We start from the raw sequence: 14048 nt of genomic DNA, 5'->3' as shown, positions 1-14048 counted from the left end.
CATGACCCTGACGATCCCGTTTGATAACAGCTACGCCCGTCTTCCCAACAGCTTTTATGCGCGGCAGGCACCTATTCCTGTGCGTGCCCCACGCCTGATCGCCTTCAACTCGGAATTGGCGAAGGTATTGAAGGTCACACCGGGGGAGGTAGAGGAGATGGCCGAAGCCTTCGCCGGCAACACGCTGCCCGAAGGCGCAGAGCCGATTGCGCAGCTTTATTCGGGACATCAGTTCGGCAACTATAACCCGCAGTTGGGTGACGGTCGTGCTGTTTTGCTGGGCGAAACGATCGGGACAGATGGCCTCCGCCGGGATATCCAGCTCAAAGGATCCGGACCGACCCCGTTCAGCCGTCAGGGGGATGGCCGCGCATGGCTGGGGCCTGTGCTGCGGGAATACGTGGTGTCCGAGGCAATGCATGCCCTGGGCATCCCAACAACCCGCGCGCTGGCGGCAGTTGAGACCGGAGAGATCGTGCTGCGCGAGGGGCCGATGCCCGGCGCGGTTCTGACCCGCGTGGCGCAAAGTCATCTGAGGGTCGGTACATTTCAGGTTTTTGCCGGGCGCGGTCAGTTGGACAGCCTGCGCCGCCTGACGGAATACGCAATAGACCGCCACTATCCCGACGCGGATGGTCCGATGGGCCTGCTGCGCGCGGTGGTCGAGGCGCAATCGCGGCTGATCGCGGCATGGATGAGCGTAGGATTTATCCATGGGGTGATGAACACCGACAATTGCTCAATCGCGGGTGAGACCATCGACTATGGTCCTTGCGCGTTTATGGACAGCTATCACCCGAACACGGTCTACAGCTCGATCGATCGGATGGGCCGCTATGCCTATTCCAACCAGCCTGACATCGCCGTTTGGAATGTGGCGCAATTGGCAACCGCACTGATCCAGCAGATGGAAGACAAGGACGCCGCCGTCGAAGAGGCGACCGAGATCGTACACGCCATGCCTGCGCAGCTACAAGAGAACTGGTTGAAGCGGTTCCGCGCCAAGATTGGTTTGGTGACCGAGGATGAGGGCGATCTGGAGCTGATCTCGGACCTGCTGACACGCATGGCGCAGAACCAAGCGGATTTCACCAACACCTTCCGGGCGCTGGGCGGTGATGCCGCGCGTGATCAGTTCACCGATCCTGCGGCGTACGACACCTGGTCCGAAGCGTGGAACGCGCGTCTGGGGCGTGAGCAGGACCCATCCACAATAATGGCCGCCGCAAACCCAGCCTTCATCCCGCGCAATCACCGTGTTGAGCAGATGATACAGTCGGCTGTTCAGGGCGATTACGAGCCGTTCCAAAGGCTGAACACTGTTCTGGCGCGACCTTATGAGGATCAGCCCGATGCGGATGATCTGAAACGCCTGCCATCAGAGACCGAAGTTGTCCATGCGACGTTCTGTGGAACCTGAAGTTCTGGCGCTCAGGCCTCATCACGATAGGGATTGACCTCATCCGGCCAACGGCGGGCGTATTGCGAGATCATCAGGTAGACATCCGCCCCATCGATTGCCCTGCGCGCATCGCGGACCATGCGCAGGTTCAGGGTGTCGACCTCTTCGGCAGTGATCGCGCGCAGCGGGTTGTAGTAGACGGTGATCAAAATGGTCCGACCTTGCTTGGTTACGGACATGTCCCGCAATGCGCCACCGTCCTCTGCGATTGCCGGGCGCAAGGCACGACGCGCAGCAGCAAGAAGTTCGGGGCTTGCGGTGGCGTTTGCCAGCTCACCCAACCCACCACGGAAGTCGCGTAGGTATGATCCGATGGCCAGAACGCACAGGAACAGTACGATGATCGAGTCGCCGACGGGTGCGATCGCCGATAGGGCCCCATCCCGGAACAGGTAGATTGCCCCAAGGCCAATTGCTGCGGCGGCCGTGAACAGACCATCGAACAGCGCTGCCTTGGATTCCAGCCGTAGGATTGCACTGGCCTTCCCGGTCTGCCTCCAAGTGAAATAGTGAAACGCCCATAACAGCACGCAGGTAAGGCCGATGGCAGCAAAGTAGATGAACATCGGCCCAAATATCAGCGGTTCAGGCATCATGCCGTTGTAGTAGCTGTAGATGTTTTTAGTCGCGTTCGAGATGGCGAACAGCACCAGTCCTAACAGAGACAAAGAGCGGAAGGTGGAAAAGATCGCCTCATCCGCTGCATAGCCAAACGGGCGTCGCTTGTCGGGGCCTGCATCAATCTTCAAACTGATACGGCGGCCAAGGAATGCCGATCCAAAGCCGACCAGCGAATACAGCCCGTCCATCATGATCGCATTGGAGTTCGACAAAATCCCGGCCAGTATACCAGCCGCGCCCATGAACAGGTTGCCGCCCATGGCAATGATGAGCGCGCGCCCCTCAAGCTGCTTTCTGCGTTCTGCATTTGGCATCGACATCTGGTAACGTCCTGATAGGGCATCAAACTCCGCAACAGATACCCGTTCGATGGGGATAGGCCAACACCTGCGATGGCGGGTTGTCCTAGTCCCGCACGATTTCAAGCACCGCAGCACTGACAATCAGGATAGCGCCCAACAGCTCGCGCAACCCGAACGGCTCGCCCGAGAACGCGGCGGCCGAGGCCAGGCCGACGACAACCTCGCTCATAAGGAGGATGCCGACGCGGGCAGGGGACAGTTTGGTTGCGGGCCAGATTGTCATGAACACCATGGGTAAGGTGTAGAAGGCCGACAGCAGCACAAACTGAAGGGTCCAAAGAAGATCCGCCTGCACAATTGTCGGCAACACAGGTTCGGGCAGGACCGTGAGGCTGGCCAGGGAAAGGATCAGCGCGCCTGCGACAAAGGCAAAGACTTGACCCGAGGCTGAGATCGTACTGGTTCGGTACAGCCCCAACGTACCCAGCGCCCAGCACATGCCCGAGGCCAACGCCATCCAGTCGCCGCTGTTTTGGGGCAGCGGGATACCACCCGAGTCGCCCAGCACGACGAATAGACCACCGACACCGCAGGCAAGGCCAGCAATCCGCCCCAAACTCAGGCGTTCGCCCAGAAACACCCGGCCCAGAATCGTGCCCCAGATCGGGGTGAGGTAGAATAACAGGATCGACCGCACCACATCCGTATAAACTAGGCTGATGGAATAAAGACTGAAGGCCGCGCCGGTGAACACACCGCTGAACACGAGGTCGCGCCATTGCAGGGCCAGCGTTCCTCGCTCTTTCCAGATGAAGGGAACCAGCCCCAGCAGCGCAACGCTATACATCGCAATACCCGGCCAGGGCCCGGTCAGGCCCAAGTCAAAGAGAAACCGAACGGGGATCCAATAGAGACCCCACATCATGCCACCGATCACCAGGACAATGCTTGCCCAAGTGCGGTTGTTCGAGAGTGTGTTGCTGGAAACCACTTCAGGCCTCAATTGGACGCGTTCCACGGGGATAGAGTATCGGCACCCCGTTGATCAAGCGCAGCATTCCTGATCGCGCCGCCTGCCAGAATATTGGGCACTTTGGCAGCGCGAAAAGCTCTTATTTGCCACTCCTGCAGAAGACTGGGGTTGCGCCCCGCCACCAGCATGGCACTTTAGGGTTCGTCCATTTGATCGGAACCTTATGTCGCCTCAATCAACCCTGCGGATTGCTAGCTATAACATCCAGAAATGCGTGGGCTTGGATTTTCGCCGCCAGCCTCAGCGCATAATGCAGGTCATTGAAGGCATGCAGGCTGATATTGTGGTGCTGCAAGAGGCCGACAAAAGGTTGCCGCCGCGACCCGCCGCCTTGCCACATTTCATGTTGGATGAAGCCGGTTGGCAGATTGTCGATCTGGGGGGCGCTGGAAGCTTGGGCTGGCACGGCAACGCGGTCATCTGGCGCGGGGACAAAATTGACGTGCGCAAGACCGCTCACCATGATTTGCCCGGGCTGGAGCCCCGCGGTGCAGTTCGGGTCGAGTTTGACACCCAGATCGGGCCGCTTCGGGTGATGGGGATGCATCTGGGTCTTTTGCCCGCATCTCGGCGGCAGCAGATTCATCAACTCCGGCGCTGCGATGAGGATCTGGATCAAATGCCTACCGTATGGGCCGGAGATTTCAACGAGTGGTCGCGCCAGCCAGTGCTCGATCATCTTGCACCCGACATGCATTTTTTGCCCCCGGTTCCCAGTTTCCCGGCTGCACAGCCTCTGGGCGCACTGGATCGGATCGCGCTGGGCGCTGGGCTTGAGGCCGTTGTACATGGCGTCCACAAAGCGCGGCCTGCGCATATCGCATCAGATCACCTGCCGATCTGGGCTGATCTTCGCAAGGTCGCTTAGGCGCAAATCCCCTGTGGCGCCAGCGGCGCAGACGTATTAAGACAGAAACCCGAACTACTCTGAGGGTCACTATGTCCGACACGATCATCGCCCGTTGCGAAGCCAAAGGTCTCCGCATGACGGGTCAGCGCCGCACAATTGCTCAGGTGTTGCAGCAAAGTGATGACCATCCGGATGTAGAAGAGCTGTACGCCCGCGCCTCTAAGGTGGATTCGGGTATCTCGATTGCCACGGTCTATCGCACCGTGAAGCTGTTCGAAGAGGCAGGGATTCTGGAGCGGTTGGAATTCGGCGACGGGCGTGCACGCTATGAGGATGCCGAGAGGGACCACCACGACCATCTGATCGACATGCAGTCGGGGGAAGTGATCGAATTTGTCGACCCCGAGATCGAGGCCCTGCAGGAAAAGATCGCAGCCAAGCTTGGGTACAAGCTGAAAGGGCATCGGTTGGAACTGTACGGCGTGCCGCTGAAACAGGGCTGATCCATCACGAAACGCGATTGGTTGCCGCACGGCAATTCATGAAACATGTCGCAATATCGCTTGCGGCGTCGCGGATGATACGGTTTTGCTGACTTAAGGTCGCGGAATTTCCCGCGCCATCTCAACGGACACGCGTATGAACAACGTACACGGCATCTTGCTGATCATCGGATCGATGGCGGCCTTCGCGCTTGAGGACATGTTCATCAAGCATCTGTCGATCACTGTACCTACGGGTCAGATCATGATCGCCTTGGGTCTGGTCTGCGGGCTGGTGTTCGTACTGATGTCATTGGCCACGCGTAAACGCATCTTTGATCCGGAGGCGTGGAAAGGTCTGCCGCTGGCGCGGGCAGGGACCGAGGCGGTAGGAGCCCTGACCTTTGTTACCGCGCTGTCGCTGGTCGAGCTGTCCACCGTTGCTGCCGTCTTTCAGGCGATGCCGCTGGCCGTGACTATGGGGGCGGCACTGTTTTTGGGCGAGCAGGTCGGTTGGCGACGTTGGAGCGCCATCGGAATAGGCTTTATTGGTGTCTTGATGATTATTCGCCCGGGTTTGGAAGGGTTTCAGCCCGAGTCGCTGTTCGTTGTAGCGACCGTAATTGCGATCGCCGCGCGTGATCTGATTACACGCAAACTGGACGTCCGAGTGGCCTCGTCCGTTGTTGCCATGCAGGCCTATATCGCCGTTGCCCTTGCCGGGGTGGTTCTGATGGTGTTTCTGGCTCAGCCAGTTGTTCCACTGCAATCCACGCAAGTTGGTCCGTATCTGGGGGCAATTGGCTTTGGCGTCCTGGGATATTACGGCATCGTGACGGCCATGCGGATCGGTGAGGCCTCGGCCCTGACACCTTTCCGGTACAGCCGGCTCGTGTTTTCCATCGCGGCAGGGATGCTGATGTTTGGCGAACGGCCTGATTTGATGACGGTGGCCGGTGCCGCGTTGATCCTTGGCTCTGGCATGTACACCTTTGTTCGCGAACGCCGGCTGGCGCGTGCAATGGCGGTTGCGGCCTGACGGATCGTCGCACGTTGGCGCAAACACGTGGCTATTAGCCCTAAATCCCCATGAACATAACCGTTAGCGGTAACGTCGCTGGTTTACTTTTGGCTCGGTGATGTTATGAGGCATGCAACCAAATGCAGCCACAGGGACGGGCCTCATGAGTACCATCATCGACATCCACGCACGCGAAATCCTGGACAGCCGGGGCAACCCAACCGTCGAAGTGGACGTGATTCTGGAAGACGGCACCATGGGCCGCGCCGCTGTGCCTTCGGGTGCGTCAACCGGTGCGTACGAAGCAGTGGAAAAGCGTGACGGTGACAAGTCGCGCTATATGGGTAAAGGCGTGCTTGAAGCTGTCGCCGCCGTAAACGGTGAGATCGCCGAAGAACTGGTCGGCTATGACGCGACCGAGCAGGTCGCCATCGACGGCGCGATGATCGAACTGGACGGGACCGAGAACAAGAGCCGTCTGGGCGCAAACGCCATTCTGGGCGTCTCGCTGGCCACAGCCAAGGCTGCGGCAGATTTCACCACGCAACCTCTATATCGCTACGTCGGCGGCACGTCGGCCCGCGTTCTGCCAGTACCGATGATGAACATCATCAACGGCGGCGAACATGCCGACAACCCGATCGACATTCAGGAATTCATGATCATGCCGACCTCGGCCGCGAATATCCGCGAAGCCGTGCGTATGGGCTCCGAGGTGTTCCACACACTGAAGAAAGAACTGTCCGCCGCTGGCCTGAACACTGGTATCGGTGACGAAGGTGGGTTTGCCCCGAACATTGCGTCCACCCGCGAAGCATTGGATTTCATCCTGAAGTCCATCGAAAAGGCGGGCTACAAACCGGGCGAGGAAATCCACCTGGCGCTGGATTGTGCCGCAACCGAATACTTTAAAGACGGCAAATACGTGCTGGCGGGCGAGGGGATCTCTCTGAGCTCGGACGAGAACGCGGCTTACCTGGCGGCGTTGGTCAATGACTACCCGATCATTTCCATTGAAGATGGCATGTCCGAAGATGACTGGGACGGCTGGAAAGCTCTGACCGACATGATTGGCGACAAGGTGCAGCTGGTGGGCGACGACCTGTTCGTGACCAACCCCGTGCGTCTGGCCGAAGGGATCAAGCGCGGCTGTGCCAACTCGATGCTGGTCAAGGTGAACCAGATCGGATCGCTGACTGAAACACTTCGTGCCGTCGATATGGCGCACCGTGCGCGTTATACCAACGTGATGTCGCACCGCTCGGGCGAAACCGAGGATGCGACCATCGCCGATCTGGCGGTTGCGACCAATTGCGGTCAGATCAAAACCGGCTCGCTGGCGCGGTCGGACCGGTTGGCCAAGTACAACCAGCTGATCCGTATCGAGGAATCGCTGGGTGAAGTTGCGGAATACGCGGGCGCGTCGATCCTTCGCAACTGAGGTCAATAATGCTAGACTGATCCTCGTGTTTTTCGAGGATCGTGTTTTGCTTAAAGTTATCGAAGCTGAAACGCCGGACCACTTTGATGAGGTTCGGCGTTTGTGTTGGGAATATCGCGACTTCCTGCTGACGTTGGACGCCAAGTCCGTGCGCGTCGTAAAAACCTTTTATCCCCGCGACGTTTATGCCCGGCTGATGGACGAGATCGAAGTCGAACACGCCCCACCGGGCGGTGGTGTAAGGCTGGTACTAAAGGATGGACATGCCGTTGGGTGCGGAATGTTCCGGACAATCGGGCCGGGCATTGCCGAAATTAAACGGGTGTTTGTAAATGACGCCGCCCGAGGGACGGGGGCAGGATATGCGGTTATGATGTCCTTGATTGAACAGTGCCGTGAACAGGGGTTTGACTGCATTCGCATGGACACGGGCAAACCATTAGAATCGGCAACGCGTCTGTACCTGTCGATGGGCTTCCAACTGCGCGACGCATATTCCGAGATTCCGGAGATCGCGAAAGACACATTATTGTTTTTTGAGATGCCTTTGTCCGGTGCTCAGGCAGAAAACTCGCAAATCGAGTGATTTTTTTTCAAAGTCTTACGTGTTGTTATCGCTTGTAAAAATCAAACTTGTTAGAAATACACCTACATAAATTCAATTTTGTGTGAACTTTTACCTATTTGTCCGATCCCGGTGTCTCGTAATGTGCCTGCATTACAGAAAGGGAAACGACATGACTGGTTCGAAAATCCTTCTCGTAGCTTCAGTGATCAGCACTGTATTTTTGGCGGCCTGTGCGGGGCCCGGCACTTATCCGATCACCGGGGATGCGGTGTCCGCAAGTGACCCGGTTTTGGCAATGGAATCGCCGACCTACATGTATCGCGGTGAAGCCCGCTAGGGCTTTCACGGGGGGACGGGCGGCGACGCCCGTAAGTATCTGACCGATTTAGAGCTTTCGGCTCATCAAGACATAGCGATCGCGCGGTTGGAAGCCAGTGCGCAAGTACAGCTTATGCGCGGCCTCGTTCGTGCGATCGACTTCCAGGTGAAGGGCGGTCAGGCCAGCCTCGGCCAGGGCTTTGGGCAGGTCCAGCAGCACTTCGGTGGCGATGCCACGGCCGCGCACGGCCGGGCGGATGTAGATTTCGTCTATGAATCCGTCCATGCCGCCGAACTCGACGGACCAGCCGAACGTCAGGATTGCATAACCCAGCGGCGCACGTCCTGGACCGATCAGGTAGACGCAACCGTGGGGAATACCCTCTAGCAAGGGGGTCAGCGCATTGCGGGTCTGGTCCATGTCCTGCGCGATCCCGGCTTCGGTGTGGAACGCGGTCACCAGGCCCATCAGGCGGTCCAGATCTTCGGGGCGCGCAAGGCGAAGTGCGGCGCTCATAGCCGGGCCAGCCGTTCGGTCAGCAGGGCAAAGAAACCGTCAGCGTCGATTTCCCCAATGAACATCGCGTTGGGCGGATGGTCTGTCACGCTCCACCAATCAGCGACGGTCATACCCATCGTCAGTTCGGACTGCGTTTCGATCTGTACGTTGATGTGTCGGCCTGAGAACAGTTCGGGCCGGATCAGATAGGCGGTCACGCACGGGTCGTGCAGCGGCGCGCCTTCCGAGCCGTATTTCGCTATATCGAAACGTTCGAAGAAATCCGTCATCTCGGCCACGGCATGCCCGACCTTACTGTCGAGGGCGCGGAAGGCGTCATTGCGGTGTTTCGTGACTAGCGCGTCGTGGGTTACGTCCAGCGGCATGACAACGACATGGATGCCGGATTTGAACACGATATCAGCAGCTTCGGGATCGACATAGATGTTGAATTCCGCCGCTGGGGTGATGTTGCCGACCTCAAAGTACGCACCGCCCATCAGAACGATTTCCTGTACCCGATCAACAATATCGGGCGCTTTTTGAAAGGCGGATGCGATGTTCGTCAACGGGCCAAGCGGGCAAAGTGTGACGGTTCCCGGCTCATGTGCGCGCAGGGTGTCGATGATGAAGTCGACCGCGTGCCCGTCGGCCAGTGGCATTTCCGGATCAGGCAGGACGGGACCGTCTAGGCCGGTCTTGCCGTGCACATGTTCTGCGGTGACCAGAGGGCGGTTTAGCGGGCGGTCACACCCGGCATAAACAGGGATATGCGAGTGGCCGGCCAGTTCACAGACGATCCGCGCATTCTTGGCCGTCAGTTCCAGCGGCACGTTCCCGGCAACGGCGGTAATACCCAGAACATCAATCTCTTCCGGGCTTGCCAAAGCCAGCAAGATAGCGACTGCGTCGTCCTGCCCGGGATCGGTGTCGATGATGATTTTGCGCGGTGCCATGCTTTGCCTCCGGGGTATTGAAGCGCGGACACTCGCAAGTGTCACCACGCTTGTCCAGTGGTTTCAGGCCTCCGTTGTAGCACCCAACGGCGGGAGTTTGCCGTTGGCGCGGTGCTCTTCAATTTTGACCTCGTCCCATAGCGCATCCATTTCTTCGAGATCGCTTTGAGATGGTGTTTTCCCGCGCGCAGCCAGCCGCGCTTCTACTTGCTCGAACCGGCGGGTAAACTTGGCATTGGTGCGGCGCAGGGCGGCCTCAGGCTCGATGCCCAGATGACGGCCCAGATTGACCATCACGAACAGAAGATCGCCGAATTCATCCTCCAGCGCGTCTGCGTCCTTTGCATTGCGCGCTTCCTCCAGCTCTGCAGCCTCTTCGGTGATCTTGGCCAGCACATGGCTGGCATCAGGCCAGTCGAACCCCACGCGGGCCGCGCGTTTCTGCAGCTTGTGCGCGCGCAACAGGGCAGGCAGGTTGGCCGCGACACCGTCCAGCGCCCCTTTCTGTTCCTTGCCGGCGCGCTCAGCCGCCTTGATGGTTTCCCAATCCACGGTCTGCTGGTCCGCTGATTTATCGCGGGATTCATCGCCAAATACATGCGGGTGACGGTCGACCATCTTGTCCGACATGGTCCGCACCACGTCCTGAAAGGTGAAATGCCCGGCTTCTTCGGCCATTTGTGCGTGAAAAACCGACTGGAACAGCAGGTCGCCCAGCTCGCCTTTCAGCTCATCATAGGCTTCGCGCTCGATGGCATCGGCAACCTCATAGGCCTCTTCGATCGTGTAGGGGGCGATGGTGGCAAAATCCTGTTCGATGTCCCACGGGCAGCCCGTTTGAGGGTCACGCAGACGGCGCATGATTTCCAACAGGCGCTCGATGCCTGCATCGCTGTCGTGGATCAGAGGATTTTCGGCCATTGCGAACCCTTTCGTTCCGGTGTCAGATGCATCCATTCCGCAGTCCCGATCAGGAGTCCACCCCAGATGCCCGTCGTCAACCGAATTGCCGATTACTCAGCCGATATGGCCGAATGGCGCAAACACTTGCATTCAATCCCCGAGTTGGAGTTCGAATGCCATGAAACGGCAGCGTTCGTAGCGGACCGTCTGCGCGAATTCGGAGTGGACGAGCTGCACGAAGGTATCGCCAAGACCGGGATCGTCGCGATCATCAGCGGGCGGGGTGAGGGGCCTACGATTGGTCTGCGCGCCGATATGGACGCGCTGCCGATCCCCGAGGAAACGGGCGTCGACTACGCCTCGACCAATCCGGGCAAGATGCACGCCTGCGGTCATGACGGGCATACTACGATGCTGCTTGGCGCGGCGCGCTATCTGGCCGAGACACGGAATTTTCGCGGCCGTGTGGCGCTGATCTTTCAGCCAGCCGAAGAAGAGGGCGGCGGCGCGGGCGTGATGGTCGAAGAAGGCATCATGGACCGGTTCGACATCTCTCAGGTCTATGCGCTGCATAATGCACCGAACCTGCCCGTGGGCGCGTTTCACACCACTCCGGGGCCGATCATGGCGGCGGTGGATACGTTCGAGGTTCATATTCAAGGCGTTGGTGGTCACGGGGCCATGCCGCATGAAGCCCGCGACCCGGTGATGGCGGCCTGCGGCATTGCGCAGGCCATTCAGACTATCGTCAGCCGCAACAACTATGCGCTGGACGACCTGGTCGTCTCGGTCACGCAAATCCACACCGGGACGGTGAATAACGTGATCCCCGATACGGCTTTCATCAACGGCACTGTTCGAACCTTCGATCCAAACGTTCAGCAGATGGTAATCGAGCGGATGGAGCAAATCGTACAGGGGCAGGCGACCTCTTACGGCGTCGAGGCGCGGCTGGATTATGAAAAGAACTACCCGGCCACGATCAACGACGGCGAAAAGGCCGGATTTGCCGCCGAGGTGGCCCGGGACGTGTCCGGGGCCGAGCGTGTGGTGGGCAACATGGGCCGCGAGATGGGGGCCGAGGATTTCTCGTACATGCTGCAATCGCGCCCCGGCGCCTATCTGTTTTTGGGGCAGGGCGAGAGCGCCGGGCTGCACCATCCGAAATACAATTTCAACGACGAGATCGCGCCGGTCGGCGCTTCGTTCTTTGCACGGATCGTCGAAAAGGCGCAGCCGCTGGGCTGACGGGGGGAAGACATGGCACTGGAAGACGCAAAAAATCAGGTTGATGAGGCATTTACCAATCCTGATCTCAAGGGGTTGTCCTACGAGAATACCTTTGGCGGCGCGACTTCGTTCCTGCGTCGCCTTTACACTAAGGACCTGAAAGGCGTGGATATCGCAGTCACAGGTGTGCCCTTTGATCAAGCGGTGACGAACCGTCCGGGTACCCGTCTTGGACCGCGTGCCATACGTGAGGCCAGCGCGCTGCAATCGCCGGATGCGCCCTACGGCTGGCCGTTCGATGCGCTCAGCGAGCTGGCGATCGTGGATTATGGCGATATGGCCTATGATTATGCCAATATCCCGGCCTTTCCCGACACACTGACCGACCACATCCGCACTATTTTGGCCGCTGATGTGTCTTCGGTCACGTTAGGCGGTGATCACTATATCAGCTTTCCGATCCTCAAGGCTTATGCCGAGAAATACGGGCCGATGTCTCTGTTGCAATTCGATGCGCATACGGACACCTGGGCCGATGACGACATGTCCCGCGTGGACCACGGGACGATGTTCTACAAGGCGGTGAAGTCCGGGATCGTGGACCCGAAACGCTCGGTTCAGGTCGGTATCCGCACGACCAACGAGGATACTCTGGGCGTCAACATCATCGACGCGCGCGAGGTGTACGAATCCGGCCCCGCCGCCGTGGCGCAAAAGATCAAAAGTATTTTGGGAGACAGCCCGGTCTACCTGAGCTTTGACATCGACGGTCTGGACCCGGCCTTTGCCCCCGGCACCGGAACGCCCGTTTGGGGTGGTCTGAGTTCCATTCAGGCGCAGATCATCCTGCGCGATATCGCCGGGATCAATATCAAAGGAGGCGACGTGGTCGAGGTCTCACCGCCCTATGACACCTCAGGCGCGACGGCCATTGCTGGTGCGCATGTTGCTACTCAGATCATTTGCCTGCTGGGGTGGAACAAGCTGGTATGAAGGTTCTGCTGACCGTCACCGAAGCGGGGATGCTGCTCTATTGGGCGCTGGCGCTTGCTGCGGTGGCTGGGTGGCAGCTTGTCCCGCCCGAGCAGATGTATTCAGATTATGAAAACCCACTGATCGTGGCGTGGAATTGGTCGTTCTTTCCGCTGGATGTTGGGTTTGCAGTGCTGGGGTTGCTGGGGCGGTTCTGGCTGCGCGATCCGGTGCTTAAACAACTGGTTGCGGTAATCGCGCTGAGCTTGATGTTCTGCGCCGGTCTGATGGCGCTATCATTTTGGACAATAAGGCTGTGGTTCGACCCGATCTGGTGGGGTCTTAACCTTTGGTTAGTCATACTTCCGGTATTCGCTTTAGTACACGGGCAGGCCAGGCGGGAGAGGCAGATCATATGACAGACTTTAACCAACCGATCAGTGGCAATGATCTGGCCCGGTTCTCCGGCCCGAACACGTTCATGCGGTTGCCGCAGGCGGACTCGCTGGCAGAACTGGACGTGGCCGTTCTCGGCATTCCGATGGATATCGGCACCTCATGGCGGTCCGGCACGCGGTTTGGGCCAAAACAGATCCGCAGCGAAAGCGCGATGATCCGGCCCTATAACATGGCGAATTCGGCCGCTCCGTTCGACTGCCTGCAGATCGCGGATATCGGGGATCTGGCCATCAATACGTTCTCGCTGGCCGACAGCCTGAAGATCATCAAGGAAAGCTACGATTCAATTCTCGATCAGGCGGTGATTCCCGTTGCGATGGGCGGCGACCATTCGATCACGCTGCCGATTTTGCGCGCCATTGCGGCCAAGCACGGGCCGGTCGCGCTGGTTCATGTGGATGCCCATGCCGACGTGAATGAAGAGATGTTCGGCGAGCGTGAAACGCACGGCACTGTCTTCCGCCGCGCCTATGAGGAAAAGCTGATCGTCCCGGACAAGACCTTTCAGATCGGTATCCGCGGCTCGGGTTATGCGGCCAGCGACTTTACTGAGGCGCAGGACTGGGGCTTTCGCCAATTCCCGGCGTGGGAGCTGTGGCAGCAAAACCTGACCGAGATCGGCTCGCAAATCCGTAAAACGATTGGAGATCATCCGGTCTACATCACCTATGACATCGACAGTCTTGACCCGGCTTACGCCCCCGGCACCGGAACACCTGAAATCGGAGGGCTGACCACGCCGCAAGCGCTGCAACTGATTCATGCGTTGTCGGGTGTGAAAGTGGTCGGGTGCGATCTGGTCGAGGTGTCGCCGCCATACGATCCGTCAGGCAACACGGCGCTGACTGCAGCGAACTTGTTGTTCGAACTGCTGTGCATATTGCCAGGCGTGACGTCACGGTAAAAGAGTTCGCACCTTGTCTGCCAAAGC

The 14048-nt window shown here is 58.9% G+C and carries 16 protein-coding genes; 11 read left to right on the top strand and 5 right to left on the bottom strand.

Annotated features, from left to right (window positions below):
* Window position 1: 1 nt before the first annotated feature.
* Window positions 2–1420 (top strand): protein adenylyltransferase SelO, encoded by a 1419-nt coding sequence (locus QMP16_RS04700; protein WP_282151580.1) that lies wholly within the window; start codon window positions 2–4, stop codon window positions 1418–1420.
* Between the two features lie 11 nt (window positions 1421–1431).
* On the opposite strand, the gene QMP16_RS04695 is transcribed toward QMP16_RS04700, so the two are convergent.
* Window positions 1432–2403 (bottom strand): cation transporter, encoded by a 972-nt coding sequence (locus tag QMP16_RS04695; protein ID WP_282151400.1) that lies wholly within the window; start codon window positions 2401–2403, stop codon window positions 1432–1434.
* A gap of 85 nt (window positions 2404–2488) precedes the next feature.
* Window positions 2489–3376, bottom strand: coding sequence for a DMT family transporter (locus QMP16_RS04690; protein WP_282151399.1), 888 nt, complete (start codon window positions 3374–3376; stop codon window positions 2489–2491).
* A 205-nt stretch (window positions 3377–3581) separates the two neighbouring features.
* Here QMP16_RS04690 and QMP16_RS04685 point away from each other — a divergent pair, with 205 nt between their 5' ends.
* From QMP16_RS04685 to QMP16_RS04660, 6 genes are all read left to right on the top strand, one after another.
* Window positions 3582–4286, top strand: a complete 705-nt coding sequence (locus QMP16_RS04685) for an endonuclease/exonuclease/phosphatase family protein (protein WP_282151398.1) — start codon at window positions 3582–3584, stop codon at window positions 4284–4286.
* Window positions 4287–4357: 71 nt separating this feature from the next.
* Entirely contained in the window at window positions 4358–4771 is a 414-nt protein-coding gene (locus QMP16_RS04680; RefSeq protein ID WP_058277587.1) for a Fur family transcriptional regulator, read from the top strand.
* A 136-nt stretch (window positions 4772–4907) separates the two neighbouring features.
* Window positions 4908–5789 (top strand): DMT family transporter, encoded by an 882-nt coding sequence (locus tag QMP16_RS04675; RefSeq protein ID WP_282151397.1) that lies wholly within the window; start codon window positions 4908–4910, stop codon window positions 5787–5789.
* A 145-nt stretch (window positions 5790–5934) separates the two neighbouring features.
* Window positions 5935–7212, top strand: a complete 1278-nt coding sequence (gene eno, locus QMP16_RS04670; RefSeq protein WP_058271864.1) for a phosphopyruvate hydratase — start codon at window positions 5935–5937, stop codon at window positions 7210–7212.
* 46 nt (window positions 7213–7258) lie between these two features.
* A complete protein-coding gene (locus QMP16_RS04665) occupies window positions 7259–7798 on the top strand; it encodes a GNAT family N-acetyltransferase (RefSeq protein ID WP_282151396.1) in 540 nt (179 codons plus the stop codon).
* A 151-nt stretch (window positions 7799–7949) separates the two neighbouring features.
* Window positions 7950–8117, top strand: coding sequence for a hypothetical protein (locus QMP16_RS04660; protein ID WP_282151395.1), 168 nt, complete (start codon window positions 7950–7952; stop codon window positions 8115–8117).
* A 48-nt stretch (window positions 8118–8165) separates the two neighbouring features.
* On the opposite strand, the gene QMP16_RS04655 is transcribed toward QMP16_RS04660, so the two are convergent.
* The 3 genes from QMP16_RS04655 to mazG all read right to left on the bottom strand — a co-directional run bounded on the left by QMP16_RS04655 (window position 8166) and on the right by mazG (window position 10474).
* A complete protein-coding gene (locus QMP16_RS04655) occupies window positions 8166–8615 on the bottom strand; it encodes a GNAT family N-acetyltransferase (RefSeq protein ID WP_282151394.1) in 450 nt (149 codons plus the stop codon).
* A complete protein-coding gene (locus QMP16_RS04650) occupies window positions 8612–9553 on the bottom strand; it encodes a nucleoside hydrolase (RefSeq protein WP_282151393.1) in 942 nt (313 codons plus the stop codon). The genes QMP16_RS04655 and QMP16_RS04650 overlap by 4 nt, the downstream gene beginning before the upstream one ends.
* Before the next feature lie 63 nt (window positions 9554–9616).
* Window positions 9617–10474 carry a nucleoside triphosphate pyrophosphohydrolase gene (gene mazG, locus QMP16_RS04645; protein WP_282151579.1) on the bottom strand — a complete coding sequence of 286 codons (858 nt, stop codon included), beginning with the start codon at window positions 10472–10474 and terminating at the stop codon, window positions 9617–9619.
* Window positions 10475–10540: 66 nt separating this feature from the next.
* Here mazG and QMP16_RS04640 point away from each other — a divergent pair, with 66 nt between their 5' ends.
* The 4 genes from QMP16_RS04640 to speB (QMP16_RS04625) are packed head-to-tail and all read left to right on the top strand — an operon-like array spanning window position 10541 to window position 14021.
* Window positions 10541–11704 (top strand): M20 aminoacylase family protein, encoded by a 1164-nt coding sequence (locus QMP16_RS04640; RefSeq protein ID WP_282151392.1) that lies wholly within the window; start codon window positions 10541–10543, stop codon window positions 11702–11704.
* Between the two features lie 12 nt (window positions 11705–11716).
* Entirely contained in the window at window positions 11717–12679 is a 963-nt protein-coding gene (gene speB, locus QMP16_RS04635) for an agmatinase (RefSeq protein WP_282151391.1), read from the top strand.
* A complete protein-coding gene (locus QMP16_RS04630; protein ID WP_282151390.1) occupies window positions 12676–13077 on the top strand; it encodes a DUF5360 family protein in 402 nt (133 codons plus the stop codon). Before speB (QMP16_RS04635) ends, QMP16_RS04630 begins: the two co-directional genes overlap by 4 nt.
* A complete protein-coding gene (gene speB, locus QMP16_RS04625) occupies window positions 13074–14021 on the top strand; it encodes an agmatinase (protein ID WP_282151389.1) in 948 nt (315 codons plus the stop codon). Before QMP16_RS04630 ends, speB (QMP16_RS04625) begins: the two co-directional genes overlap by 4 nt.
* Window positions 14022–14048: the final 27 nt, after the last annotated feature.

Origin of the sequence: Ruegeria atlantica (genome assembly GCF_947495585.1) — a bacterium.
GTDB classification, from domain to species: Bacteria; Pseudomonadota; Alphaproteobacteria; order Rhodobacterales; family Rhodobacteraceae; genus Ruegeria; species Ruegeria atlantica_G.
The sequence above is the reverse complement of the archived record's forward strand: the minus strand, read 5'-3'. Positions and strand labels throughout refer to the sequence as shown.